General features: G+C 56.3%; 24 protein-coding genes. 9 read left to right on the top strand and 15 right to left on the bottom strand.

From position 1 onward, the window contains the following. Nucleotides 1-60: 60 nt before the first annotated feature. The 4 genes from ACOTZP_RS13850 to glnA all read right to left on the bottom strand — a co-directional run bounded on the left by ACOTZP_RS13850 (nt 61) and on the right by glnA (nt 4,333). A complete protein-coding gene (locus tag ACOTZP_RS13850; RefSeq protein ID WP_017382667.1) occupies nt 61-171 on the bottom strand; it encodes a YshB family small membrane protein in 111 nt (36 codons plus the stop codon). 111 nt (nt 172-282) lie between these two features. Further along, nucleotides 283-1,695, bottom strand: a complete 1,413-nt coding sequence (glnG, locus tag ACOTZP_RS13845; RefSeq protein WP_271074915.1) for a nitrogen regulation protein NR(I) — start codon at nt 1,693-1,695, stop codon at nt 283-285. 11 nt (nt 1,696-1,706) lie between these two features. Beyond that, entirely contained in the window at nt 1,707-2,756 is a 1,050-nt protein-coding gene (glnL, locus tag ACOTZP_RS13840) for a nitrogen regulation protein NR(II) (RefSeq protein ID WP_003861923.1), read from the bottom strand. A 167-nt stretch (nt 2,757-2,923) separates the two neighbouring features. Beyond that, nucleotides 2,924-4,333 (bottom strand): glutamate--ammonia ligase, encoded by a 1,410-nt coding sequence (gene glnA, locus ACOTZP_RS13835; RefSeq protein ID WP_003861925.1) that lies wholly within the window; start codon nt 4,331-4,333, stop codon nt 2,924-2,926. 377 nt (nt 4,334-4,710) lie between these two features. Here glnA and typA point away from each other — a divergent pair, with 377 nt between their 5' ends. Continuing rightward, the gene (gene typA / locus ACOTZP_RS13830; RefSeq protein ID WP_022649851.1) at nt 4,711-6,534 is read left to right on the top strand and encodes a ribosome-dependent GTPase TypA; all 1,824 of its coding nucleotides are present in this window, start codon (nt 4,711-4,713) and stop codon (nt 6,532-6,534) included. Between the two features lie 79 nt (nt 6,535-6,613). Here typA and ompL read toward each other — a convergent pair whose 3' ends face one another. From ompL to yihU, 7 genes are all read right to left on the bottom strand, one after another. Then, nucleotides 6,614-7,300: a porin OmpL gene (gene ompL, locus ACOTZP_RS13825; protein WP_421633736.1), complete on the bottom strand. Its 687-nt coding sequence runs from the start codon at nt 7,298-7,300 to the stop codon at nt 6,614-6,616. 74 nt (nt 7,301-7,374) lie between these two features. Beyond that, nucleotides 7,375-8,799 (bottom strand): MFS transporter, encoded by a 1,425-nt coding sequence (locus ACOTZP_RS13820; protein WP_271086534.1) that lies wholly within the window; start codon nt 8,797-8,799, stop codon nt 7,375-7,377. 43 nt (nt 8,800-8,842) lie between these two features. Then, a complete protein-coding gene (locus ACOTZP_RS13815; protein ID WP_022649848.1) occupies nt 8,843-10,225 on the bottom strand; it encodes an MFS transporter in 1,383 nt (460 codons plus the stop codon). 45 nt (nt 10,226-10,270) lie between these two features. Further along, the gene (locus ACOTZP_RS13810; RefSeq protein ID WP_271074918.1) at nt 10,271-12,295 is read right to left on the bottom strand and encodes an alpha-glucosidase; all 2,025 of its coding nucleotides are present in this window, start codon (nt 12,293-12,295) and stop codon (nt 10,271-10,273) included. Between the two features lie 16 nt (nt 12,296-12,311). Then, nucleotides 12,312-13,553, bottom strand: a complete 1,242-nt coding sequence (gene yihS, locus ACOTZP_RS13805) for a sulfoquinovose isomerase (protein WP_271074919.1) — start codon at nt 13,551-13,553, stop codon at nt 12,312-12,314. A 14-nt stretch (nt 13,554-13,567) separates the two neighbouring features. Beyond that, complete coding sequence (gene yihT, locus ACOTZP_RS13800; RefSeq protein ID WP_058677378.1) at nt 13,568-14,443, bottom strand: sulfofructosephosphate aldolase; 876 nt, start codon at nt 14,441-14,443, stop codon at nt 13,568-13,570. Nucleotides 14,444-14,460: 17 nt separating this feature from the next. Further along, the gene (yihU, locus tag ACOTZP_RS13795) at nt 14,461-15,351 is read right to left on the bottom strand and encodes a sulfolactaldehyde 3-reductase (RefSeq protein WP_022649844.1); all 891 of its coding nucleotides are present in this window, start codon (nt 15,349-15,351) and stop codon (nt 14,461-14,463) included. A gap of 155 nt (nt 15,352-15,506) precedes the next feature. Here yihU and ACOTZP_RS13790 point away from each other — a divergent pair, with 155 nt between their 5' ends. The 6 genes from ACOTZP_RS13790 (at nt 15,507) to fabY (ending at nt 20,251) form a co-directional block, all read left to right on the top strand. Continuing rightward, nucleotides 15,507-16,403: a sugar kinase gene (locus ACOTZP_RS13790; RefSeq protein WP_045308726.1), complete on the top strand. Its 897-nt coding sequence runs from the start codon at nt 15,507-15,509 to the stop codon at nt 16,401-16,403. A 34-nt stretch (nt 16,404-16,437) separates the two neighbouring features. Continuing rightward, nucleotides 16,438-17,238 carry a DeoR/GlpR family DNA-binding transcription regulator gene (locus ACOTZP_RS13785; RefSeq protein WP_023298924.1) on the top strand — a complete coding sequence of 267 codons (801 nt, stop codon included), beginning with the start codon at nt 16,438-16,440 and terminating at the stop codon, nt 17,236-17,238. Between the two features lie 118 nt (nt 17,239-17,356). Further along, nucleotides 17,357-17,956, top strand: a complete 600-nt coding sequence (gene yihX / locus ACOTZP_RS13780; protein WP_003861947.1) for a glucose-1-phosphatase — start codon at nt 17,357-17,359, stop codon at nt 17,954-17,956. Beyond that, nucleotides 17,950-18,831, top strand: coding sequence for a virulence factor BrkB family protein (locus tag ACOTZP_RS13775; protein WP_023298923.1), 882 nt, complete (start codon nt 17,950-17,952; stop codon nt 18,829-18,831). The genes yihX and ACOTZP_RS13775 overlap by 7 nt, the downstream gene beginning before the upstream one ends. Further along, entirely contained in the window at nt 18,828-19,265 is a 438-nt protein-coding gene (gene dtd, locus ACOTZP_RS13770) for a D-aminoacyl-tRNA deacylase (RefSeq protein ID WP_015569909.1), read from the top strand. Before ACOTZP_RS13775 ends, dtd begins: the two co-directional genes overlap by 4 nt. Nucleotides 19,266-19,309: 44 nt before the next feature. Then, entirely contained in the window at nt 19,310-20,251 is a 942-nt protein-coding gene (gene fabY / locus ACOTZP_RS13765) for a fatty acid biosynthesis protein FabY (RefSeq protein WP_022649838.1), read from the top strand. 8 nt (nt 20,252-20,259) lie between these two features. On the opposite strand, the gene ACOTZP_RS13760 is transcribed toward fabY, so the two are convergent. Continuing rightward, nucleotides 20,260-21,180 carry an alpha/beta hydrolase gene (locus ACOTZP_RS13760; protein WP_271074920.1) on the bottom strand — a complete coding sequence of 307 codons (921 nt, stop codon included), beginning with the start codon at nt 21,178-21,180 and terminating at the stop codon, nt 20,260-20,262. Nucleotides 21,181-21,379: 199 nt separating this feature from the next. Here ACOTZP_RS13760 and ACOTZP_RS13755 point away from each other — a divergent pair, with 199 nt between their 5' ends. Beyond that, nucleotides 21,380-21,622, top strand: coding sequence for a ribbon-helix-helix protein, CopG family (locus ACOTZP_RS13755; RefSeq protein ID WP_023298920.1), 243 nt, complete (start codon nt 21,380-21,382; stop codon nt 21,620-21,622). A gap of 2 nt (nt 21,623-21,624) precedes the next feature. Next, a complete protein-coding gene (locus tag ACOTZP_RS13750; protein WP_080469998.1) occupies nt 21,625-21,996 on the top strand; it encodes a type II toxin-antitoxin system VapC family toxin in 372 nt (123 codons plus the stop codon). Between the two features lie 39 nt (nt 21,997-22,035). Here ACOTZP_RS13750 and fdhE read toward each other — a convergent pair whose 3' ends face one another. The 3 genes from fdhE to fdxH are packed head-to-tail and all read right to left on the bottom strand — an operon-like array spanning nt 22,036 to nt 24,496. Then, a complete protein-coding gene (fdhE, locus tag ACOTZP_RS13745; RefSeq protein WP_022649835.1) occupies nt 22,036-22,965 on the bottom strand; it encodes a formate dehydrogenase accessory protein FdhE in 930 nt (309 codons plus the stop codon). Next, nucleotides 22,962-23,597: a formate dehydrogenase cytochrome b556 subunit gene (gene fdoI / locus ACOTZP_RS13740; protein WP_006808711.1), complete on the bottom strand. Its 636-nt coding sequence runs from the start codon at nt 23,595-23,597 to the stop codon at nt 22,962-22,964. The genes fdhE and fdoI overlap by 4 nt, the downstream gene beginning before the upstream one ends. After that, on the bottom strand, nt 23,594-24,496 hold the full coding sequence (fdxH, locus tag ACOTZP_RS13735; RefSeq protein ID WP_003861960.1) for a formate dehydrogenase subunit beta: 903 nt from the start codon (nt 24,494-24,496) through the stop codon (nt 23,594-23,596). The genes fdoI and fdxH overlap by 4 nt, the downstream gene beginning before the upstream one ends. Nucleotides 24,497-24,503: the final 7 nt, after the last annotated feature.

Genomic DNA, 24,503 nt, shown 5'->3' with positions numbered 1-24,503 from the left:
CTCGCACTTATGTAGGCCGGGTAAGGCGAAGCCGCCACCCGGCTTTTCATCGACAGCTCGTTAGCTAAACAGCCCAACCAGTGCCGCACACAATACCGCCGCAACGGCAGTTTGTGGCGTGTGGCTTTCTGCTGCACCGCTCGAAAGCAAGGTCACTAATGATTCCAGCATGATGCACCCCTCCAGTTTCCGGGCACGATCATACAAAACTCATCGGAACAGTAAAGCGCAAAATAACGGCACTTTGCGCTCAATTAGTAACCTTTACACAGCGGAGTAAGATCACTCCATTCCCAGCTCTTTCAGCTTGCGCGTCAGGGTGTTTCGACCCCATCCCAACAGGCGAGCCGCTTCCTGTTTGTGGCCCTGGGTATGACGAAGCGCGGTGGTCAACAGCGTGCGCTCCATTTCAGGCTGGGCTTCAGAGAGCAAGTTTTGATGACCGGAACGCAGAGCGCGATCTGCCCACTGCGCCAGCAGCGTTGCCCAACTGTCCGGCAACGTATGTCCTGCGGTGCTCTCGGGCACGGTGGCTTCAAACAGTTCTGCCGGTAAATCCTGAATCAGCACTTCCTGGCCGGCGGCCATCACCGTCAGCCAGCGACAGGTGTTTTCCAGCTGACGCACGTTGCCCGGCCACGCCAGACGGGTGAGGGCGGCATCCGTTTCCGGATGAAGCTGCTTGGCTTCCACGCCCAGCTCGCGGGCCGCCACCTGCAGGAAATGGCGCGCCAGACGCGGGATATCTTCCCGACGCTCGCGCAGCGGCGGCAGGAGGACGCGGATCACGTTCAGACGATGGAATAAATCCTCACGGAATTTCCCCTCCTGTACGCGCAGCTCCAGGTTCTGGTGCGTCGCGGCGATAATGCGTACGTCCACCTTCACCGGCGCATACCCGCCCACGCGGTAAAACTGTCCATCTGCCAGCACGCGCAACAGTCGGGTCTGTACATCCAGCGGCATATCGCCGATTTCATCCAGGAAAAGCGTGCCGCCGTCAGCCTGTTCAAAGCGTCCCTGACGAATGGTATTGGCTCCGGTAAATGCCCCTTTTTCGTGGCCGAACAGCTCAGATTCAATTAAATCCTTAGGGATCGCTGCCATGTTCAGGGCGATAAAGGGGGCTTTCGCCCGCGGGCTGTGGCGATGCAGGGCGTGTGCGACCAACTCTTTACCGGTCCCTGATTCACCGTTAATCAAGACGCTGATAGACGAACGCGACAGACGCCCGATGATGCGAAACACGTCCTGCATGGCTGGCGCTTCACCGATGATGTCCGTCGTTGGTCCAAAGTCGGGGGCATTGCGGGGCTGCTGTTGCTCCTGATAGTGGCTGATAGCGCGCTCAACCAGCGCAACGGCTTCGTCGATATCAAACGGTTTTGGCAGGTAATCAAACGCGCCCTGCTGGTACGCGCTGACGGCAGCATCCAGGTCGGAGTGGGCGGTCATTATGATGACCGGAAGCATAGGGTGGCGCTGTTTGATCTGCTTTAAGAGCGCCAGTCCGTCCATTCCCGGCATGCGAATATCCGAGAGCAGAACGTCCGGCGTTTTGGTGGTGAGTGCGTCGAGCACCTCGCTGCCACTCTCAAACGTCGTGCAGCTTAATCCCGCTCCTGTGAGCGCGCGTTCAAGCACCCAACGGATGGAGCTATCGTCATCGACTACCCAGACTATCCCTCGTTGCATAAACGTCACCTTTATTTTTTAATCGGCAGGAAAACCGAAAACTCGGTATGTCCCGGCCAACTGGTAAATTCAATTTTGCCGGAGTGTTGGTCAATCAAATTTCGGGCTATGGATAACCCCAGCCCGGTGCCGCCTTCGCGACCGCTGACCATCGGGTAGAACAGGGTGTCCTGGAGATGCGGCGGGATCCCCGGTCCGTTATCTTCCACATCAATACGTGCTGCCAGACGATAACGTACGCCGTGCAGCGTCAGCTGGAACGCGGTGCGGGTACGCAGAATAATTTCGCCACCCTCCGGGCCCAGCGCCTGCAACGCGTTACGCACAATGTTCAACAGCACCTGTTCAATCTGGTCCGGATCGTGCGCCAGCTCCGGCAGGCTTGGGTCATAGTCACGCACCAGCGTGACGTTATCCGGCAGCTCCATCGAGACGAGTTTCACCACCCGCTCCGCGACCTTGTGAATGCTTTCTGAAACGTGCATCCCTGGCTGCTGCGGCCCGAGCAGGCGATCGACCAGATTACGCAGACGGTCCGCCTGCTCAATAATGACGTTGGTATACTCCGCCAGGGCAGGGTCAGGCAGCGCTTTGGTCAGAAGCTGTGCCGCGCCGCGTAAGCCGCCCAGCGGGTTTTTGATCTCATGGGCCAGCCCGCGCACCAGGTCGCGCGCCGCAATCTGCTGCGCATGCTGAAGCTGCTCCTGGCTGAGACGACGCTGGTTATCCATCGGCGCCATTTCCAGCAGAATCATGCCATCTGGCAGACGCTGTGCGGTGAGGGACAAAATATGCGAGCGTCCGTCAATCACCAGCGTCACTTCGTTATCGGTGAAGCCCTGACCCGCCTGTAAACTCTCCTGCATCAGGCCAATATTCAGCGAGAAATAGCTCAGCAGTTCTGGCAGCGGCGTGCCGAATAGTTTACGGGCGCTTTGGGCGAGCAGCTGCTGCGCCGCCGGGTTGGCGTAATGCACCGCCAGCTCGTCGTCGACCAGCAAAATACTGTTAATTAAAGAATTGAGGATCTGCCCAGCATCGGGCAGCGTGCCAGTTGCCATTCAGCAGTCTCCTGGAGTCGTTGCACTATTTTAGTGCAGTATAGCGTTTTAGAGGTAAAAAGCGCGTGAGATCAGGTTGTTGGTGGAGAAAAAAGCCCATCCGAAGATGGGCTAAAGTTTCCACGGCAACGACTCCCGACGCGTATGCGCCGGGTAAAACAAATCAATTAAACGCTGTAGTACAGTTCGAACTCAACCGGGTGCGGCGTCATGCGAACGCGGTCGTTTTCTTCGGTACGCAGCGCGATGTAAGCGTCGATAGCTTCATCGGTGAACACGCCGCCAGCGGTCAGGAACTCGCGGTCTGCGTCCAGCGCCTGGAGGGCTTCTTCCAGAGAGCCGGCAACCTGTGGGATCTCTTTCGCTTCTTCTGGCGGCAGGTCGTACAGGTTTTTGTCCATGGCTTCGCCCGGGTGGATCTTGTTCTTGATACCGTCCAGACCGGCCATCAGCAGTGCTGCGAAGCACAGGTATGGGTTAGCCGCCGGGTCCGGGAAGCGCACTTCGATACGACGCGCTTTCGGAGACGCAACCACCGGGATACGGATAGAAGCAGAACGGTTACGGGCAGAGTACGCCAGCATTACTGGTGCTTCGTAGCCAGGGACCAGACGCTTGTAGGAGTTAGTGGTTGGGTTCGCCAGGGCGTTGATCGCTTTAGCGTGTTTGATAACACCACCGATGTAGTGCAGCGCCTGCTCGGACAGACCCGCGTACTTGTCGCCAGAGAACAGGTTAGTGCCGTTCTTGGACAGGGACATGTGGCAGTGCATGCCGGAACCGTTGTCGCCAAACATTGGTTTTGGCATGAAGGTCGCGGTTTTACCGAAACGGTGCGCAACGTTGTGTACAACGTATTTGTAGATCTGAATCTCATCCGCTTTTTTGGTCATGGTGTTGAAGCGGGTAGCGATCTCGTTCTGGCCAGCCGTTGCCACTTCGTGGTGGTGCGCTTCAACAACCAGGCCCATCTCTTCCATGATCAGACACATGGTAGAACGGATGTCCTGAGAAGAATCGACCGGAGGAACCGGGAAGTAACCGCCTTTCACGCCCGGACGGTGACCTTTGTTACCACCTTCGTACTTGGTGGAAGAGTTCCATGCGCCTTCGATGTCATCGATAGCGACGTGGGAGCCAGAAATGGAAGCACCAAAACGGATGTCGTCGAACAGGAAGAACTCTGGCTCTGGCCCGAACAGAACGGTGTCTGCAATACCGGTAGAACGCAGGTACTCTTCAGCGCGTTTTGCGATGGAGCGTGGGTCACGGTCATAGCCTTGCAGCGTGCCAGGTTCCAGGATATCGCAGCGGATGATCAGCGTAGGTTCTTCGTAGAACGGGTCAATGAGCGCAGTGGTTGCATCTGGCATCAGAACCATGTCGGATTCGTTAATGCCTTTCCAGCCGCCAATGGAGGAGCCGTCAAACATTTTGCCTTCTTCAAAGAATTCGGCGTTCACCTGATGAGCAGGGATCGTGACGTGCTGTTCTTTACCTTTGGTATCGGTGAAGCGCAGATCAACAAACTTCACTTCATGTTCGTTCAGCATCGTCAAAACGTGTTCAGCGGACATACTTAACTCTCCAGATTGGTCATTGTCGTCGTGGTAACGAGGTCTTCAAATCGGCTGGGCTGCCATATTTTTACTGTATTTCTGTAAAGCGAAATCTGTGCCAACTTTTAAAACACCCCAAAAAGGCGTTATCATGCGCACCATAGTGCAGAAGGGCTGCACCACATTGGATTCGTTGCACCATTATAGTGCTTCAGTGTGAACATTGAGCACCATATTGGTGCAATTTACGTTAAAGTGCCCTTTTACCGCTCCGTGAAAGCGATCACAAAGCATCTCTGCAATACTTGTTTGCGGGGGATGTTTGTGATCCTGTTTTGTAGTGCGATTAATCCGTGTACAATAACGCGCTATTTCTAAATGCCTGAGGCAAAGTTGTGATCGAAAAATTGCGTAATATCGCCATCATCGCGCACGTCGACCATGGTAAAACTACCCTGGTTGACAAGCTGCTACAGCAGTCCGGTACGTTTGATGCTCGTGCCGAAACTCAAGAGCGTGTGATGGACTCCAACGATTTGGAGAAAGAGCGTGGGATTACCATCCTCGCCAAAAACACCGCTATCAAATGGAATGACTACCGTATCAACATCGTTGATACCCCAGGGCACGCCGACTTCGGTGGTGAAGTTGAGCGCGTGATGTCCATGGTGGATTCCGTGCTGCTGGTGGTTGACGCATTTGATGGCCCTATGCCGCAAACGCGCTTCGTGACCAAAAAAGCATTTGCCCACGGCCTGAAACCTATCGTTGTGATCAACAAGGTTGACCGTCCTGGCGCGCGTCCTGACTGGGTTGTTGACCAGGTCTTCGACCTGTTCGTTAACCTCGACGCGACCGACGAACAGCTGGACTTCCCTATCGTTTATGCGTCTGCGCTGAACGGTATCGCCGGTCTGGATCACGAAGACATGGCGGAAGACATGACTCCGCTGTACCAGACGATTGTTGACCGCGTTCCTGCGCCAAACGTTGACCTGGAAGGCACCCTGCAAATGCAGATCTCCCAGCTCGACTACAACAACTATGTTGGCGTAATCGGCATTGGTCGTATCAAGCGCGGTAAAGTGAAGCCTAACCAGCAGGTCACTATCATCGATAGCGAAGGCAAAACCCGTAACGGTAAAGTCGGTAAAGTTCTGACTCACCTGGGTCTTGAGCGTATCGAGAGCGACATCGCTGAAGCGGGCGACATCATCGCTATTACCGGTCTGGGTGAACTGAACATCTCCGACACCATCTGCGATCCGCAGAACGTCGAAGCGCTGCCAGCCCTGTCCGTTGATGAACCAACCGTATCCATGTTCTTCAACGTCAACACCTCTCCGTTCTGTGGTAAAGAAGGTAAGTTCGTTACCTCTCGTCAGATCCTTGACCGCCTGAACAAAGAGCTGGTGCACAACGTTGCGCTGCGCGTTGAAGAAACCGAAGACGCTGATGCATTCCGCGTTTCCGGTCGTGGTGAGCTGCACCTGTCTGTTCTGATTGAGAACATGCGTCGTGAAGGTTTCGAGATGGCGGTATCCCGTCCGAAAGTTATCTTCCGCGAAATCGACGGTCGTAAACAAGAGCCATTCGAAAACGTAACGCTGGACGTTGAAGAGCAGCACCAGGGTTCTGTCATGCAGGCACTGGGTGAGCGTAAAGGCGACCTGAAAAACATGAATCCAGATGGCAAAGGCCGCGTACGTCTCGACTACGTGATCCCAAGCCGTGGCCTGATCGGCTTCCGTTCTGAGTTCATGACCATGACTTCCGGTACGGGTCTGCTGTACTCCACCTTCAGCCACTATGACGACATCCGTCCGGGCGAAGTGGGCCAGCGTAACAACGGCGTACTGATCTCCAACGGTCAGGGTAAAGCGGTTGCGTTTGCGCTGTTCGGTCTGCAGGATCGCGGTAAGCTGTTCCTGGGTCACGGTGCTGAAGTTTACGAAGGCCAGATTATCGGTATTCACAGCCGTTCTAACGACCTGACGGTAAACTGCCTGACCGGTAAGAAACTGACCAACATGCGTGCGTCCGGTACTGACGAAGCGACGGTTCTGGTTCCACCGATCAAGATGACGCTGGAGCAGGCTCTGGAATTCATCGATGATGACGAACTGGTAGAAGTGACGCCTCAGTCAATTCGTATCCGTAAACGTCACCTGACCGAGAACGATCGTAAACGTGCTATGCGCGGTGCGAAAGAAGAGTAATTCGGTTATGCCGTAGGCCGGGTAAAGCGTAAGCGCCACCCGGCAACGAAAAGCCGCTGAGCGATCAGCGGCTTTTTTATTAGAAGGAATAACGTAACCCTAACCGAATCCGGTACTGCTCGCGGTTGTAATCATTCCATCGGTCCAGCCACTGGAGTTCGAGGTACGGCAGCCAGTTTCTGTCGATTTTATAGCTGAACTTGTTGGTAATTTCCCAGTGATGATCTTTGCCATTTTTGCTGTGGTAATCATTCACCCGCTGGAAAAAGTGCGGCTCAAAGGTGTAGAAAAACGCATCCGTCACTTTGAAATTCCAGTAGTTGGCGAATTCGTGCGTGTCGTTTTTATCCATCTGTCCGTTATAGTCCGGCGTATCGTAATTGTTATGGTTATAGCGATAGCGGAACGTCAGATTAAACCAGTCCGTAAATTTATAGTTAGTATCTAAATAGAGTGCTCCACCCGATCCTGCGCTGCTGTCGTTAATTAACCCGCCGGGCTGGAAGGTGAGTTTGTCGGTCGGTTTGAAGAGCGGATACCAACCCTCGATTTCGTTATAGCTGTGCTTCAGTTCGTCCCATTTCCCCACGTTATAAGCGTTGGTGAACATCAGCCCCGCGCCCATATCGAAGTTATAGCCCGCACGCAGGATCACCTCGTGCAGCTCAGAGGCCGTATTGTACGCTTCGCGCGTTTCGACATAGGCCCCGACAAAAACCGGGCAGGACACAGACGACACGATCAGTACGGTGATGATTCTATTCATAATTTGTCCATGTATCAGGTACAGAAAGGCCTCCCTCCTGATTAACAGGAAGGACATATTGGCCGGATTTATAGTTATAAAGTGACTGCTGACGCTTTATTGTTGGTGGTTATCTCAGGGGTATTTGCTGTCTGTTTTTTCCGTTTTCCAATCTCCTCGATAATAAAGGCGAAGCGCGCTTCGTTGAGTTTATAAAACAGCCCCATGGTCACGGCAGCAACGATCGCCAGGCCGCACGGCCAGAGGAAAATCAGCTGACGCAAACCCAGCAGCGTGCCCGCGCTCTGCACGGCATGAGGAACGTAGCCAATCTGGGTCAGCATGATGCCGGGCAGAAAACCGGCGAGCGCAGCGGAGATTTTGCGCGAGAAGGTATAGCCGGTATACACCGACCCTTCGGCGCGAATCCCGGTTTTCCACTCGCCGTAATCAACCGTATCCGGCACCAGCGCCCAGTTCAGGCTGTTCACAAACGCCGTGCCGAAGAAGGCCATGCAGGAAAAGAGCACGAACAGCAGGGAGCTGGTTCCCCAGAAGAAATTCAGCACGTCGCCCACCGCCCACAGCGCCAGCCCGCCCAGATAGACCGGTTTCTTGCCAAAGCGCTTTACCGCGGCAGGCACCAGAAACACGCCAATCAGAATGCAGCCCATACTGAAAAAGCCCATCCACGACAGGAGATGCAGATCGTTCAGCACGTACTGGGTGTAGTAGACCTGAATCGCCAGCTTGATGTTAAACGCGGCGAGGGTACAGAGGTTGGCGATGCACAGCACCAGCAGCGGCGGATTGCGGAAAATCGCGCAGAATGATTTCAGAATGCCGGGCTTATGGTGATCGGGCGTAAGCTCGACGTAGCGCTCTTTCACCCCGCTGTAGCACCACCACATGCAGAACAGCCCCCCGGTGACGAACACCAGCGCGGCCACCAGATAGCCGAGTGAGGGCTGGCTGACGAACAGCGCCTGAATCGGCATAAAGCCGACGGTGCAGAGCAACAGTCCTACCGTTGCGCCGCCCTGACGCCACGCCGCAAGCTGCGCGCGCTCGTTCGGGTTTTTGGTGATGGCCGGAACCATTGCACCGTAGGCGCAATTCATCAGGCTGTAGCAGAGGCCAAACATCATGAAGAGCACGGTGGCGAGGGCCGTTTTCACCGTTAGGCTAAAGTCGTTGGCCATAAACTGCGCCGTGGCCACCAGCGCCACCGGGACGGAGGCGTAGAGAATGAATGGCCGGAATTTCCCCCGCGCGCCGATATTACGCCGGGAGTCCAGCAGCACCCCGGTCAGCATGTCGGTAAACGCGGTAAAGAACTTGGCGACCAGAAAAATGATGCCGCCGTAGAACGCGGGCATGCCCAGCTCGTCCGTGTAAAACTTCAGCAGATACAGCGTGCCAATACAGAGCATCAGGTTCGAGCCAAAATCGCCCATCCCGTAGGCGCACTTCTCTCGCAGGCTCAATTTCAGGGTTAACGGATCAGTATTGTGTGTCATGGTCGATCCTCAAAGCGCCCCGCAGGGCGCTCAATCACGTCATTTATGCCGTACGTTTGCGCAGCTCAATTTCTTCCACGATGCGCACATACATCTTCTCGTTGAGGTTGTAGAAGCAGCCCATCGCCACGATGGTGATGACCGCCAGCAGGCTCGGGTAGATAAATATCAGCTGCCGCAGCCCTTCAACCGTGCCGGCGGATTGCACCACGTTGGGCACATAGCCAATCTGCGTAAGCATGATCCCCGGGAAGAAGCCCGCCAGCGCCTGCGATACCTTGCGGAAGAAGGTAAAGCCGGTATAGACCGTCCCCTCGGAGCGTACGCCGGTGCGCCACTCGCCGTACTCCACGGTATCGGAGACCAGCGCCCAGTTCAGGCTGTTCACGAACGCGGAACCGAAGAACGCCAGACAGGAGAACGCCACAAAGCTCACCGAGCCGCCGCCGAAGAAGTAGTTAAGCAGATCGCCTGCCACCCAAATTGCCAGCCCGCTGATATAGACCTTTTTCTTACCAAAGCGCCGCACCGCGCCAGGCATCATAAAGACGCCGATAAAAATACAGCCCATGCTGAAGAAGCCCATGTACGACAGCAGGATCGGGTCGTTCAGCACGTACTGCGTGTAGTAGACCTGAATGGCGAGTTTGACGTTAAAGGCACCCAGCGTGCACAGGTTAGCGATGCACAGGATAAACAGCGGACGGTTCCCGGCGATGGCGCGAAACGACTGCAACAGCCCCGGTTTCTGCGCCGGGTTAGCAGGCTGCGTCTCGACGTAACGCTCGGTTACGCCCTTATAGCACCACCACATAAAGAACAACCCGAACAGCGAGAAGAGGGTGGCGGCAAAGATGTAGCCAAGCTGGTCATTGCCCTCAATGAGGTTCATCACCGGTACAAAGCCCACCGTACAGAGCAGCAGGCCGAGCGTGGCGCCGCCCTGACGCCAGGCCGCCAGCGAGGCTCGCTCGTCCGGGTTTTTGGTAATGGCGGGCACCATCGCGCCGTAAGAGCAGTTCATCATGCTGAAGAACAGGCCGTACAGCATGAACAGCACCGTTGCCATCACCGTTTTGCCGGTCATCTCAAACGGTGTGCCTACGAAGTTGGCAATCGCCAGCAGCGTCACAGGGAAGGCTGCATACAGCACGAACGGGCGGAATTTCCCTTTCGGGCCAATCTTGCGCCGGGAGTCGAGCATGATCCCGGTGCCCATATCGGTGAAGGCGGTAAAAAACTTCGCAATCAGGAAGATAATCCCCCCGTAGGTACCGGGCAGTCCCAGCACGTCGGTGTAGAACTTCAGCAGATACAGCGTGCCGATATCCAGCAGGATGTTAGAGCCGAGATCGCCCATCCCGTAGGCGAGTTTTTCTTTAAACGGCAGGCGCAGGGTTGCCGGGTCAGAAGTATGTTGACTCATTATTGTTCTCCGTCTGCCCGCAGGTTTCCCCGCGGGCGAGCCTTATCAGATATGACGTAAGGTGCTAAACAGATCTGCCCATTCGCTTTGCTGGCGATAGAAGACCGGCGGTTTGCCGAGCGGGGCATCAACGGTCACGTCACCGCCCTGGCAGGTTTCCCCCGTCCACGCATTGACCCAGCTGTCCTGCGGCAGATAGAGCGACCAGTCGCGGCGTCCCTCTTCATGAACCGGGGCCACCAGCAGATCGCGGCCAAACAGGTACTGGTATTTCAGCGTGTAGGCGCGCGCGTCGTCCTCGTAGTGCAGGAACAGCGGACGCATCACCGGCAGGCCGCTTTTCGCGTTCTGCGCAACCGCAGCTTTGATGTACGGCTTCAGAGTGGTGAACACGGTGGTCATGCGCGCGAAGTGCGCGATGGTTTCCGCGTCGCCGTCGAACTGCCAGTTGTCGCCAGGGCGATTGCCCTCGTGGGTACGCATCATCGGCGTAAAGGCGCTGAAATCGCACCAGCGCAGCAGCAGCTCTTTGCTGCGCTTCATCTCGAACAGCGTCGTATAGCCGCCAATGTCGCTGTGGTGCAGCCCGTGCCCGGTCATCGCCAGAGACAGCGCCGCCGGTACGACGGACGCCAGACCGTCGTCCAGGCTCCAGTCGACGTTCTGATCCCCCGCCCACATCATCACCGAGTGCTTCTGGCTGCCGGTGTAGCCCGCGCGCATGAAGAACAGGATCTCCCCGAGCTTGCCGGTCTCCTCCAGTGCTTCGTAGTTACATTTCGCCCACAGGGCAGGCCAGGCATTATGCATGATCTCCGCGCTAACGCCGTTGTGCAGGTGGGTATCGGTCGGCAGATATTCCCCGAAATCGGCCATCCAGCCGCCGCAGCCCAGTTCGATCAGGTTCTTTTTGATGACCTCTTTGTACCAGCCGTAGGCTGCCGGGTTGGTCAGGTCGATAACGCCTGCGTAGAACTCGCCGAACTCAACGTGGTAATCCTCGCCGTTGGCGTTTTTGGTCAGATAGCCGCGTTTCGCCGCCTCTTCGCAGAGATCTTTATCGCTGGCGACGTACGGGTTGATATAGGAGAGGAACTGCACGCCTTCCTGTTTCCACTGCGCAATCCGCTCATCAAGCTGCGGATAGAGCGCGCTGTTCCACTTCCAGTTCCACATCACGCGTTTGCCGAAGGAGGTCATCCGGATGCCGGACCAGTCCTGCGCCCAGATGCCGTTCACCTTCACGCCGCCCTCGCGCATGGCGTCGAGCTTCTGCTGACACACCTCGGTGCCACCCTGAATACCCAGCGTCACGCCGTCGTAAACCCAGTCCGGCAGTTCAGGCTGACGCCCCAGCAGGCCGGTCAGTTTTTCCAGCAGATCGACGTAGGTTTCTGCGCATTCGAAGCGCAGCGTGGCGTTATCTTCCCAGAACGCCAGCTCGTGGAAGTCCGGCGCGCTGAAGTCGAAGTTCATATAACAGCTGTTATCCACGTGGCAGTAGTACTTCTGGGTGCTCACGAAGGTAGGCTGCGGGAAGAAGGTCCAGTAGTAATCGCCGCCCGCGTTCTCTTTGCAGTCGGCCTGCCAGGTGACGTAGGTCTGCTTATTGCGGCCCACGCCCTGCTCGCTGGTCCACAGCGGAAACGGCTTGCCGCGCAGATCGAAATACGAGAACTGCTCTCCGCAGCCGTAGATATGATCGTCAGGCTGAGCTGCCAGCCGCAGCCAGATGCGGTTATGGCTGGCGGCGTCATTTTTCAGCTTCAGCTCCAGACGGCCTTCACCATCCACGCCCACCAACAACGTCGCGCTCACCGCGTCGCCGCGGGTAAAGCGGATTGCCCAGCCCGTGCTTTGCTGCGTAACGGTCGCGTTCGTCAGGGCAATCTTTTCGTTGAGCTTGTCTTTGATGCTGAAGTTGCCGCGAAACATCTCGATATCCGCCTCACCTGCGCCGATCCACAGGCAAGGGGCATCCGCAGAGTGGGATAAAATCAGACGGTCCTGCCAGCGCAGGGTAAAACCACTTTCGTTATTTTTCAGGTCAATATTGTGTAGGGTACGCATAAAAACTCCGTCTTTATTATTTGGCCAGGCTATCCAGTAATCCGGCGGCTACGGCAGGCGCTAAGCCCGGCGCCAGCGGCAGGCGGGGGATCACCAGGCAGTGCAGCAGATGGTAAATATCCTGCTTGCCGTCCCAGACTTTGGTGGTCACTTCGTTATTGGTGTCCAGCTCCTGCCACCATGAACCGTTTTCGTAATCCATCAGGTACTTGATGCAGTAATCCCACCACTTCTGATACCAGGCTTCGTACTGCGCCTCACCGGTGACGGTGTAGAGCGCGTAAGCCGTACCCATCGCTTCGACGATTGGCCAGCGCACGCGTTCGCGGACGATTGGCTTGCCGTCCCAGCCCACGGAGTAGACAAAGCCATCGGCCCCGTCGGGTGCCCAGGCGTCCCGGATGGTGGCGTGGAACAGGCCTTTCGCATCTTCCAGCAGCCATTCCGGCGGGGTTTCACAGCGCGCTTCCAGGGCGGCGCGCAGGTGCAGCATCAGGCGACCCCACTCAATCCAGTGCCCCGGCGTGCCGCCGTAGGCGCGGAAGCGGTGGGCGGGGTTATCGATGTTGTAGTCGCGGATCGGGTTCCAGTTGGTGTCGAAATGCTCGTTAACGCGGTACTCCCCTTTGCGCGCCACGTCGTGAATAATCACCGAGGCGATGCGCAGGGCGCGGTCGAGCCATTTGCGGTCGAGGGTCACGTCATAGACGATGAGGAAAGCTTCCACGGCGTGCATGTTGGCGTTACCGCCGCGGTAATCTTCCGTTTTGCTGAAGGCTTCATCCCAGGACTCCAGGCACATCTGCTCCTGTTCGCTCCAGAAGTAGCGCTCAATCACCTCGATGGCGTCGTCCAGCAACTTGCGTGCCTGCGGATGGCCGGTGGTGACGGCGCTCGCCGCGCCCAGCAGGACGAAGAAATGCTGATAGCCCTGCTTGGACGCATCAATCACGCCTTCATCGTTTACGCAGGCGTACCAGCCACCGTGCTGCTTGTCGCGCAGCGGACCGTTCAGGGCATTAATGCCGTGCTCAACCAGGGCGTACGCACCAGGACGTCCCATGTTCGCCGCCACCGCGTAAACGTGCAGCATGCGGGCGGTGATCCACAGATGGGTGCCCATATCGCTACGCACCTGCCCGTTATTGCCCAGCCAGCCAAAGCCGGTCGGTACGGCGGCGTTTTTACCGAAATCAAGAATGCGGTCGGTCTCTTGTTCGAGCCAGCGGTTATGGCTCAGGGTATTAAACCATTTCATGTTCGGATCCTTTCTTAACGGCGAGCCATCATTTCGTCGACGATCTCACCCAGACGCTGAAGTTTTGGTACGGAAATATCACGCAGCATCAGCTCGGTGTCCGGCAGGCCAATCACAGAGGACCAGACGGCGCGACCGGCTAAAAAGCCCGATGCCCCCGCCTGCATCGCCACGCTCACCGCGCGCGGGAATAACTTATCGTCCACGCCGGAGGAGAGGATCACCCACGGCATGGCGATGTTCTCGTGCAGCTTCTGCGAGGCCGCCAGCAGCTCCTGCTGCGTGCCCTTACCAAACAGCGGCATTTCCACTTTGTAGAGGTCGGCACCGCTGTCGCCCAGCTCTTTGGCCGCATCGATAATCGCCTGCTCGCGGTCAAACGCGGCGCCGCGGCGCGGTGGACGCACAACCGGCTCGATAATGCTCAACAGCCCGTTGTCGTGGCACAGCGTATTGAACGCTTTCACCATCTCCAGGCGCTGCTGCGGATCTTCATCGCTGCGCCACAGCACCAGCAGCTTCAGCGCCTTGCCGCCGTCGCGTTTGACCGCCTGCGCGTCAATGCTCTTGTCGATCACCACGCTGTCGACCGGAATACCGTTCCCCGGAATAAACTCGTCGGCTGCCACAATCATCGCGCAGCTTTTGGCCACGGCCCGCTGCTCGACAATCTGGCGATAGCAGAACTGCTGGTCGACGAGAATGGCAGAGGCGTACGGCGACAGAATTTTTGCCGCGTTGACCTTAAAATCGGTCAGGTGCTGGTCGGTTACCGGTACCGGCGCGCCTGCCGCCGCAAACATCAGGCGCATCGCTTCGCGCTGATCCACGGCCAGCATCGCAAAACCGCCGGAAGGTCGGGTGATATCTTTCAGGGTGTACATCGTCATTCCTCAGTCCTTTCGTATCAGTGTGATTTTTTCAGCCCGGCAGATGCGCGAACCTGTTCAAGAATGGCTGTCCAGTCTTCGCGCCCGCGCCCGGCGGCGCGTGCCTGGTTGTAAACTTCTCGTGAAGCCGCGCCCAGCGGCATTGGGACATGCAGCTGGTTGGCCACGTCGAGGGCGATCCCCAGATCCTTATGCGCAAGGTCGATCATGAAGGCGGGTGAAAGATCCCCTTTCAGCACCTTGTTCGGCCACGACGTGGTGAAGTGGCCTTTGCCCGCAGGTGTGCCGCTCATCACCTTGAGCGCCACGTCAAAGGAGAGGCCAAGCGCTTCGCACAGTACGGCGGCCTCGGCGGAAAGGGCGTTCAGGGCGATGCTCATGTAGTTATTGATGAGCTTCACGCGGATGCCCATTCCCGGCCCGCCGGCGTTAATCAGTTCATTACCCATCGCCATTAAGACGGGGGTGGCGCGCTCAACCTGCTCTGCCGTGCCGCCTGCCAGCAGGAGTAGCGTACCGGCGATGGCATGATCAGAGGTGCGCCCGACGGGCACGTCCATCAGGCTGAAGCCTTGCTCTGCCATGTCGCGGATCAGCGCGTCGGTTTGCAGCGGGTGAATGGTGGACATATCAATGACCAGCGCGTCGCGGGATAATCCTTCGCACACGCCGTGCTCGCCGAACAGCACGCTGCGCACCAGGTCGCCGTTTGGCAGCATAGTGATCACGAATTCGGCATCCGTTGCTGCCTGTGCGGGCGTTGCCGCCGCCCGGGCGCCGCTCTCTACCAGCGCCTGAACCGCCTGCGGGTTCACATCAAAAACGTTAAGCTGGTGGCCCTGTTTCAACAGATTCTTCGCCATGGGCGCGCCCATCTGTCCTAAGCCGATAAATGCGATTGCTGACATGCCTCTCTCCTGTCACATCGTGTCAATTTTTGCGCGTTTGTGGTGTCTGTTTTTGATCGTATTTGTAATTTATAGTCAAAAAATTGACACGGGTCACTTTTTAAACATTTGGTGAAATTAAAATGAAGGCATCAGAAATCGCAGAAGGAATCACCATGACTCGCATCGTTTGTGTCGGCATTACCGTGCTGGATCGCATCTGGTATCTCGATGATTTACCAAAAGAAGGTGGGAAATATGTCGCAAAAGACTACACGGAAGTGGGCGGCGGCCCGGCGGCAACGGCGGCAGTGGCAGCCGCGAAACTGGGCGCGGAAGTGGATTTTATTGGTCGGGTGGGGGACGACGATACCGGCAGACGGTTGCTTGCGGAGCTGGAATCCCTGGGGGTGAACACTCGCTATACGCGCGTAGTTAAGGGGGCCCGATCGTCGCAATCGGCGGTGCTGGTGGATGCAGGTGGGGAAAGAGTGATTGCCAACTACCCCAGCCCCGATCTCCCTGCGTCGGCAGGCTGGCTGCATGAAATCGACTTCTCTCAGTGGGACATTGTCTTAGCCGACGTGCGCTGGCATGACGGGGCAAAACAGGCATTTACCCTGGCCCGTCAGCAGGGCGTTCCGACGTTGCTGGATGCGGATGTTACCCCGCAGGATATCGCGGAGCTGATCGCCTTAAGCGATCACGCGGCCTTCTCTGCGCCGGGACTGCGGCGTTTAACGCAGTTGGATGAAACAGAAGACGCATTAAAAAAAGCACAAATGCTCACAAATGGACATGTGTATGTCACGCAGGGGCGAGACGGCTGTTTCTGGCTGGAAAACGGCGCGCTATGTCATCAGCCTGGTTTTGAAGTGAACGTCATTGATACCACCGGCGCGGGCGACGTGTTCCACGGTGCGCTGGCGGTCAGCCTGGGGCAGAAATTGCCCGCCGCAGACGCCGTGCGTTTTGCCAGCGCCGTCGCAGCACTGAAATGCACAAAGCCCGGCGGGCGCGCGGGTATACCCGACTGTGATCAAACCCGCTCTTTTTTGTCACTTTTTGTATAAAATGCGGGGCGTGATGGTTTTCAGAGGACAGCCCATGAGCCTTACCGAACTGACCGGCAACCCGCGTCACGATCAGCTGCTGACGCTGATTGCCGATCGCGGCTATATGAACATTGATGAACTGGCGCAGCTGCTGGATGTGTCGACGCAAACCGTGCGCCGGGATATCCGCAAGCTTAGCGAGCAGGGGCTGATCACCCGTCATCACGGCGGTGCGGGCAGGGCATCCAGCGTGGTCAATACGGCGTTCGAACAGCGTGAAGTTTCGCTTACCGAAGAGAAACGGGCGATTGCCGAAGCGATTGCGGACTATATCCCGGATGGCTCGACCATCTTTATCACTATCGGGACGACCGTGGAGCACGTTGCCCGGGCACTGCTTAATCATAATCATCTGCGCATCATCACCAACAGCCTGCGGGTGGCGCACATTCTTTATAAGAACCCGCGTTTTGAGGTGATGGTACCTGGCGGTACGCTGCGCCCGCATAACGGCGGCATTATCGGGCCTGCGGCAACGGCGTTTGTGTCTGGCTTCCGGGCGGACTACCTCGTGACCAGCGTGGGGGCGATAGAGCACGACGGCGCGATGATGGAATTTGACGTTAACGAAGCCAGCGTGGTGAAAACCATGATTGCCCACTCCCGTCACATTTTACTGGCGGCCGATCATACGAAATACCACGCCTCCGCGGCGGTTGAAATTGGCAACGTGGCGCAGGCGACGGCGCTGTTCACCGATGAGCTGCCCGGCCCGGCGCTGCAAAGTCACCTAAAATCCAGCAAGGTTGAGGTTGTCGAAGTGAATTCCGGAGAAGAGCAGCAGGCTGGCTGATCGTCTTATGGCCCGATATTGCGATTCGGGCCTTTCCTTTCTCTAAGCTGAATCTGGCGCATAGCTAAACTTTCTCTTTCCCGCTACAGTTACTTTTCCACGGCGAAAGGAGATAAACATGCTTTATATCTTTGACTTAGGAAATGTAATCGTCGATATCGATTTTAACCGGGTGCTGGGCGCATGGAGCGATTTTAGCCGTGTTCCGCTGGCGACGTTAAAGCAGAATTTCGCGATGGGTGAGACTTTCCATTTGCACGAGCGCGGTGAGATCAGCGACGAAGCGTTCGCAGAGCGTTTCTGTCAGGAAATGGGTCTCTCGTTAAGCTACGAGCAATTTTCCCACGGCTGGCAGGCCATATTTGTCGCGATCCGCCCCGAAGTGATCGACATCATGCACAAGCTGCGCGAGCAGGGGCATCGCGTTGTCGTGCTGTCTAATACCAACCGCCTGCATACCACCTTCTGGCCGGATGAATACCCGGAAATTCACGCGGCGGCAGATAAAGTGTATCTCTCCCAGGAGATGGGAATGCGTAAACCTGAGGCGCGCATCTATCAGGCGGTATTGCAGGAAGAAGGATTCACGGCAGCGGATGCGGTCTTTTTTGACGACAACGCCGATAATATAGAAGGGGCTAATCAGTTAGGTATCACCTCCATTCTGGTGACCGGAAAAGAGACGATACCGAACTACTTTGCGAAGCAGTTATGCTAAAAACCGTTCATCAAAAAGCCAATCACCACACGCGCCCGCTGAGGGCGTGGCTGAAACTCCTCTGGCATCGCATTGATGAGGACAACATGACCACGCTGGCGGGCAATCTCGCTTACGTGTCCTTGCTTTCGCTGGTTCCGCTGGTGGCGGTGATTTTTGCGCTTTTTTCGGCGTTTCCGATGTTTGCCGATGTGAGCATGCAGCTTCGCCATTTTGTTTTCGCAAACTTTATTCCTGCCACCGGCGATGTGATCCAGAACTACATTGAACAGTTTGTCGCTAACTCCAGCAAGATGACGGCGGTGGGGGCGTGTGGGCTTATTGTTACCGCGCTGCTGCTGATGTACTCCATCGACAGTGCGCTCAACACCATCTGGCGGAGCAAAAAAGTCCGCCCAAAGGTCTATTCCTTTGCCGTCTACTGGATGATTTTAACCCTCGGCCCCTTGCTGGCGGGGGCGAGCCTGGCGATCAGCTCCTACCTTCTTTCGCTGCGCTGGGCGAGCGATTTAAACAGCGTGATCGATAACGTGCTGCGCATCTTCCCGCTGATTTTATCGTGGCTTTCGTTCTGGCTGCTTTATAGCGTGGTGCCAACTACGCGCGTACCCAACCGGGATGCCGTGGTGGGTGCGCTGGTCGCGGCGTTGCTCTTTGAGTTGGGCAAGAAAGGATTCGCGCTTTATATCACCATGTTCCCCTCTTATCAGCTTATTTACGGCGTACTGGCGGTGATCCCCATTTTGTTTGTCTGGGTCTACTGGACGTGGTGCATCGTCTTGCTTGGCGCCGAAATAACTGTCACTCTCGGGGTCTACCGCGAACTTAAAAAAGCAGCAGAAGCTGAAAAACAACAAGAAGCAGACCAACCATGATTGCATTGATTCAGCGCGTAACCCGTGCCAGCGTCACCGTGGCGGATGAGGTGACGGGTGAAATCGGCCCAGGACTTTTGGTGCTCCTGGGTGTCGAAAAGGATGACGACGAACAAAAAGCCAACCGCTTGTGTGAGCGCGTGCTGGGCTACCGCATTTTCAGCGATGCGGAAGGCAAGATGAACCTGAACGTTCAGCAGGCGGGCGGCAGCGTGCTGGTGGTGTCCCAGTTTACGCTGGCTGCGGATACCGAACGCGGCATGCGGCCGAGTTTTTCGAAGGGCGCGGCACCGGATCGCGCAGAAGCCCTTTACGAGTACTTTGTTGAGCGCTGTCGCCAACAGGACATGAATACACAAACCGGACGATTCGCTGCGGATATGCAGGTTTCGCTGGTGAACGATGGCCCCGTCACATTCTGGCTCCAGGTATGAGCCAACTGGCGGCCTGGCCGCGGGTAACAAGAGAGAGTACAGCTATGTATCACCTTCGAGTACCGCAAACGGAAGAAGAGTTAGAGGTTTATTACCATTTCCGCTGGGAAATGCTGCGCAAGCCACTGCATCAACCGAAAGGGTCTGAACGCGACGCCTGGGACGCGATGGCGCACCACCAGATGGTGGTTGATGAAGAGGGCAACCTCGTTGCCGTGGGGCGTCTGTATATCAATGCCGACAACGAAGCTTCCATCCGCTTTATGGCCGTTCACCCCTCCGTGCAGGACAAAGGCCTCGGAACGCTGATGGCAATGACGCTGGAATCCGTCGCCCGTCAGGAAGGGGTCAAGCGCGTCACCTGTAGCGCCCGTGAAGATGCCGTTGAGTTCTTTGCCAAGCTTGGTTTCGTGAATCAGGGGGAAATCACCGCCCCGCAAACTACGCCGATTCGTCACTTTTTGATGATCAAACCCATCGCCACCCTGGACGATATTCTCCATCGTGCCGACTGGTGCGGGCAGCTCCAGCAGGCGTGGTATCAGCACATTCCGCTCAGTGAAAAAATGGGCGTGCGTATTCAGCAATATACCGGGCAAAAATTTATTACCACCATGCCGGAAACCGGAAACCAGAACCCACACCATACCCTGTTTGCCGGTAGCCTGTTTTCACTCGCCACGCTCACCGGCTGGGGACTGATCTGGCTGATGCTGCGCGAACGTCATCTCGGCGGCACCATTATTCTGGCCGATGCCCATATCCGCTACAGCGCGCCGATCAGCGGCAAGCCGAGCGCGGTAGCTGACCTGGGCGCACTGGGCGGCGATCTCGACCGTCTGGCGCGTGGGCGTAAAGCACGCGTACAAATGCAGGTTGAGCTGTTCGGCGATGAAACGCCGGGCGCGGTGTTTGAAGGCACCTATATCGTTCTGCCTGCGAAGCCGTATGGCGCGTATGAAGAGGGCGGGAACGAGGAGGAGTAGTCTCCTTCTCACTCTCGCCCGGCATGGTTAATGCGCCAGGCAATATCTCGCATAACGTCTCGCGCTGACTGGCTAATTCCACCCAACTGGAAGAAGCCGTGAATTACACCCCGCCATCGTTGAGCGGTACACTTCACGCCTTGCTCCGTGAGGCGCTGATAAAGCGCCTCGCCTTCGTCGCGTAACGGATCATACTCAGCGGTAACAATATGGACCTTCGGCAGACCGCTAAAGTCGTTGCGCCACAGTGGGCTGACTTCAGGATGCTGACGGTAAGCTCTATCCAGATACATTTCATAGCCGCTCAAAAGGGTATCGCGAGTAATTACGTAGTCCATGCCATTGAGGGTATAGCTTTCAAAACTGGCCGTAGCGTCGAGCATGGGGTAGATAAGAATGAGCTGTGCGGGATCCCAGAGACCTTTGGCCTTAAGCCGCAATGACGTTACCAGCGCAAGATGCCCTCCCGCACTGTCTCCACAAAGTGTAATCCGGTTTTTATCCACACCTAATTGTTCTGCATTTTGCCAGACAAGATCTGCCGCTCTCTCTGCATCGTCATGCGCAGCGGGGAAGGTATGCTCGGGTGCGAGTCTGTACTGAACCGCAATGACTCGACAGTTACCGTAAAACGCCAGTTGGCGAAGCTGATTATCATGGGTTTCAAACCCACCGCTGACAAAACAACCGCCATGATAGTAGAGGGCACAAGGTAACGTTTCAGGGGCATTGACAGGCGAAAATAGCCGAAAGGTCATCTCCTCAAGAACAAGCGTTTCAACCTGGACACGAGTTTCTGTCTCCCCGGCCAGAGCTGTGCTGGCAACATACCCGGCTCTCCGTTCATCTATATTCTGCTTTCGCGAGGAAGGCCGCCCTGCTGCAATAAAATCTTGTACAAGCTTATCAATTCCCTTTTCCAGCGCCATGGTTACGTCCTCATGCTGTATTTATATACAGCTTTATAGCCTGGTTTACGAAAGATGAAAACAGAGGAATTTGAAGATATAAATGTCCTGGAAAGCGGCTCGCAAAATCGGTGACTGCCTTAACAATGTTCTTTAACCATGTCTTAATTATGGATATATTGCCTGAAAATTAACCGTGGATGATATACTAAGGTGATATATGAGTCTTTTGGCGGACCTTACTATGGGCAGAATACTGATCGATTTGTCTGATGACGTGATTCAACGACTGGATAACCTGAAGCAGTTGCGCAACCGGCCGCGCGCCGAACTGCTGCGGGAAGCCATAGAACTGTATCTCGACCAGCAGAATTCATCGGTTATCCGCGAAGCGCTTGGCCTGTGGGGAAATCAGCAGGAAGATGGGCTTGAGTACGAACGCAAGCTGCGTGAGGAGTGGTAATGATGGAGCACATGGCTGTGTTTGACACCAATATTCTCATCGATCTTTTTAATAACCACGTTGAGGCTGCGGATGCGATCGATCGCACAGCTTCGCATCGTGCCATTAGCCTCATCACATGGATGGAAGTAATGGTGGGCGCTCGCAGGCACGGTCAAGAAGCAAGAACGGCAGCCGTGATGGGGGCCTTTGAAATTATTGATATAACGCGGGAAATTGCTGAAAGAAGCGTATTACTTCGCGAACAGCACGGGATGAAGCTTCCTGACGCCATTATTCTGGCTACTGCTCAGAGCAGAAGCTGTCCGTTAATTTCGCGCAATACGAAAGACTTTTCGGGTATTGCTGGGGTCGTTTCACCTTACCACCTGTAGGCCGGGCAAGCGTGCGCCGCCCGGCATTCTCACAGGAAATTACTCCCCTTCCCCCGGGAACAGGAACGGGTTGATCGAGCTACGGGCAAAGCCCTCCTGCTCCATCTTCGCGTCCAGGATCAGCGAGGCGAGATCGTCGGCTACCGCTTCGACTTTCGGGTCTTTTTCCTGATACAGAATCTTCAGGTAGGTCCCGCAGTCGCCGCAGCTTTCGGCTTTCACCGCCGCGTCTTCGTTTTCCAGCGACCAATAGTTCAGATCGCGGGTCTGTTCGCAGTTGCTGCACTTGATGCGCACCACGTGCCACTCGGTTTCACACAGGTTGCAGTGCAAGTAGCGCAGCCCCTGCGTCGTACCAATCTGTACCATGCTGGAGACCGGCATTGAGCCGCACACCGGGCAAAACTGGCGCGCTTCGCCATATTCAGCGCGGGCTTTACCCGGGATCAGGCTCGCCATTTGCGCCCAGTAGAGCGACAGCGCAGCCCAGATGAACGGCGCTTTATCGCTGCTCACCAGCGAGAAGTCGGAGGCAAACAGCGCGCTCGCCATCTCTTCCAGCTCTTGCTCTGAGGCTTTTTCCAGGTTCTCAATGACCGCCAGCGCCGTGCCGCTCATTTCGGGCTTCAGCTCGGCAATCAGCGAATGCAGCAGCTTATGCCAGTGCTTGTCGCGCGGCAGAACGTGAATGTCCAGCGGCGGCTTGCCCTGCGCGTTGGCTTCTTTGATGCGTGCGGTCAGATCCATTTGCAGCGGGTGGTCGTATAGCACCACTTCCTGCGCATGGGCGACCAGCGCGGCAAAACGCAGAAAATCGCCCAGCGGGTTGTTCTCTGCCAGCTCGCGCAGACGCTCTGCGCGGCGGTTGTAGAGGTTCTTGAGTCTGGGGAACAACAACGGCGGAATATAATCCGCCGTGCGTTTCTCGCTCGACCCCAGCTCATCTTGCGGGATTATGCGAATACTCATTCAGATGACTTTTCCTGTTTCTGGCGGACTTCACGGTACCAGCGCGGGTGATGTTTCTTCGCCCACGTACTGGTTACCCATCCTTCCACCATCGCGGTAATGGTGCCTTTCACCCAAAGGGCGGCGTAGATATGCACCATGATAACCACAATTAACGCCACTGCGGCAAATGAATGCAGCATCAGCGCAAATCGGATCACCGGGATTGAGAAAGCAGGCGCAAAGTACGGACGCCAGATGATCACGCCGCTCACCAGCAACAGGACCAGGAAGATAATCGCCGCCCAGAATACGCATTTCTGGCCGAAGTTATAACGCCCGGTATCACCCACTTCCTCGTTGACGACGATCTTACGAATATTCTTCGCCCAAAAGATATCATCCCGATTGATTAGGTTATGGTGCCAGTAGCGGAAAAACATGATGATAAACGAGGCAAACATCACCACACCCACGAACGGGTGCAGGATGCGCGCCAGCTGCGGCGTGCCCAGTATCTGCATCAGCCAGTTGAAGGAGGGGAAGAAGAACCCCAGCCCGCTTATCGCCGCCAGCATGAAGCAGAAGGCGGTGACCCAGTGGTTGATGCGTTCCGGCGCGGTGTAGCGCACGATGGTGTCACGTTTTCTCATTTGCGCACCTCGTCTTTCTCTTCATGCAGGTTATCGTCTTCCTCTTCCGCGCGGTTCGGACCAACGCCGACGTAGTGGAAGATGCTCGCTGCAAAGGTGGCCGCAAAACCGACCGCGGCCAGCGGTTTCCAGATACCTTTCCAGAACTTCACGGTGGCGCTGATTTCCGGGTTCTCCGGCAGGCCATGGTACAGATTCGGCTTGTCGGCGTGGTGCAGCACGTACATCACGTGCGTACCGCCAACCCCGGCCGGATCGTACAGGCCCGCGTTATCGTAACCACGGGTTTTCAGCTCGCCCACGCGCTCTGCCGCCAGCGTTTTCATATCCTCTTTAGAGCCAAAGTGGATAGCGCCGGTTGGGCAGGTCTTCACGCAGGCTGGCTCCTGACCGACATTTACGCGGTCAACGCACAGCGTACATTTGTAGACGCGGTTGTCTTCCGGGTTCATGCGCGGCACGTCGAACGGACAGCCCGCGATGCAGTAGCCGCAGCCAATACACTGTTCAGACTGGAAGTCGACGATGCCGTTGGCATACTGAATGATAGCCCCTTCTGACGGACACGCCTTCAGGCAGCCCGGATCCGCACAGTGCATACAGCCGTCTTTGCGGATAAGCCATTCCAGTTTGTCGTTCTGTTCCACTTCCGAGAAACGCATTACCGTCCAGGACTTGGCGGTCAGGTCCGCCGGGTTGTCGTACACCCCGACGTTGTGACCCACTTCGTCACGGATGTCGTTCCACTCTGAACAAGCCACCTGACAGGCTTTACAGCCGATACAGGTGGTCACGTCGATAAGTTTCGCCACTTCCTGCTGGTGGTCCCGCGCCTGAGGCGCGGGCGTGAAACCGTTAGTCGCGGAACGACGGATAATGTCTTGAGATTGATAAGCCATAAGTCGT

Origin of the sequence: Enterobacter cloacae complex sp. SYL001 (assembly GCF_049237025.1) — a bacterium.
In the GTDB taxonomy this organism is placed as follows: Bacteria; Pseudomonadota; Gammaproteobacteria; order Enterobacterales; family Enterobacteriaceae; genus Enterobacter; species Enterobacter intestinihominis.
This window is presented reverse-complemented; position numbering and strand designations above follow the sequence as displayed.

Coding starts and splice junctions, on each gene's coding strand:
- ACOTZP_RS13850 (WP_017382667.1), bottom strand. CDS start 171: ATGCTGGAATCATTAGTGACCTTGCTTTCGAGCGGTGCAGCAGAAAGC.
- glnG (WP_271074915.1), bottom strand. CDS start 1,695: ATGCAACGAGGGATAGTCTGGGTAGTCGATGACGATAGCTCCATCCGT.
- glnL (WP_003861923.1), bottom strand. CDS start 2,756: ATGGCAACTGGCACGCTGCCCGATGCTGGGCAGATCCTCAATTCTTTA.
- glnA (WP_003861925.1), bottom strand. CDS start 4,333: ATGTCCGCTGAACACGTTTTGACGATGCTGAACGAACATGAAGTGAAG.
- ompL (WP_421633736.1), bottom strand. CDS start 7,300: ATGAATAGAATCATCACCGTACTGATCGTGTCGTCTGTGTCCTGCCCG.
- ACOTZP_RS13820 (WP_271086534.1), bottom strand. CDS start 8,799: ATGACACACAATACTGATCCGTTAACCCTGAAATTGAGCCTGCGAGAG.
- ACOTZP_RS13815 (WP_022649848.1), bottom strand. CDS start 10,225: ATGAGTCAACATACTTCTGACCCGGCAACCCTGCGCCTGCCGTTTAAA.
- ACOTZP_RS13810 (WP_271074918.1), bottom strand. CDS start 12,295: ATGCGTACCCTACACAATATTGACCTGAAAAATAACGAAAGTGGTTTT.
- yihS (WP_271074919.1), bottom strand. CDS start 13,553: ATGAAATGGTTTAATACCCTGAGCCATAACCGCTGGCTCGAACAAGAG.
- yihT (WP_058677378.1), bottom strand. CDS start 14,443: ATGACGATGTACACCCTGAAAGATATCACCCGACCTTCCGGCGGTTTT.
- yihU (WP_022649844.1), bottom strand. CDS start 15,351: ATGTCAGCAATCGCATTTATCGGCTTAGGACAGATGGGCGCGCCCATG.
- ACOTZP_RS13790 (WP_045308726.1), top strand. CDS start 15,507: ATGACTCGCATCGTTTGTGTCGGCATTACCGTGCTGGATCGCATCTGG.
- ACOTZP_RS13785 (WP_023298924.1), top strand. CDS start 16,438: ATGAGCCTTACCGAACTGACCGGCAACCCGCGTCACGATCAGCTGCTG.
- yihX (WP_003861947.1), top strand. CDS start 17,357: ATGCTTTATATCTTTGACTTAGGAAATGTAATCGTCGATATCGATTTT.
- ACOTZP_RS13775 (WP_023298923.1), top strand. CDS start 17,950: ATGCTAAAAACCGTTCATCAAAAAGCCAATCACCACACGCGCCCGCTG.
- dtd (WP_015569909.1), top strand. CDS start 18,828: ATGATTGCATTGATTCAGCGCGTAACCCGTGCCAGCGTCACCGTGGCG.
- fabY (WP_022649838.1), top strand. CDS start 19,310: ATGTATCACCTTCGAGTACCGCAAACGGAAGAAGAGTTAGAGGTTTAT.
- ACOTZP_RS13760 (WP_271074920.1), bottom strand. CDS start 21,180: ATGGCGCTGGAAAAGGGAATTGATAAGCTTGTACAAGATTTTATTGCA.
- ACOTZP_RS13755 (WP_023298920.1), top strand. CDS start 21,380: ATGAGTCTTTTGGCGGACCTTACTATGGGCAGAATACTGATCGATTTG.
- ACOTZP_RS13750 (WP_080469998.1), top strand. CDS start 21,625: ATGGAGCACATGGCTGTGTTTGACACCAATATTCTCATCGATCTTTTT.
- fdhE (WP_022649835.1), bottom strand. CDS start 22,965: ATGAGTATTCGCATAATCCCGCAAGATGAGCTGGGGTCGAGCGAGAAA.
- fdoI (WP_006808711.1), bottom strand. CDS start 23,597: ATGAGAAAACGTGACACCATCGTGCGCTACACCGCGCCGGAACGCATC.
- fdxH (WP_003861960.1), bottom strand. CDS start 24,496: ATGGCTTATCAATCTCAAGACATTATCCGTCGTTCCGCGACTAACGGT.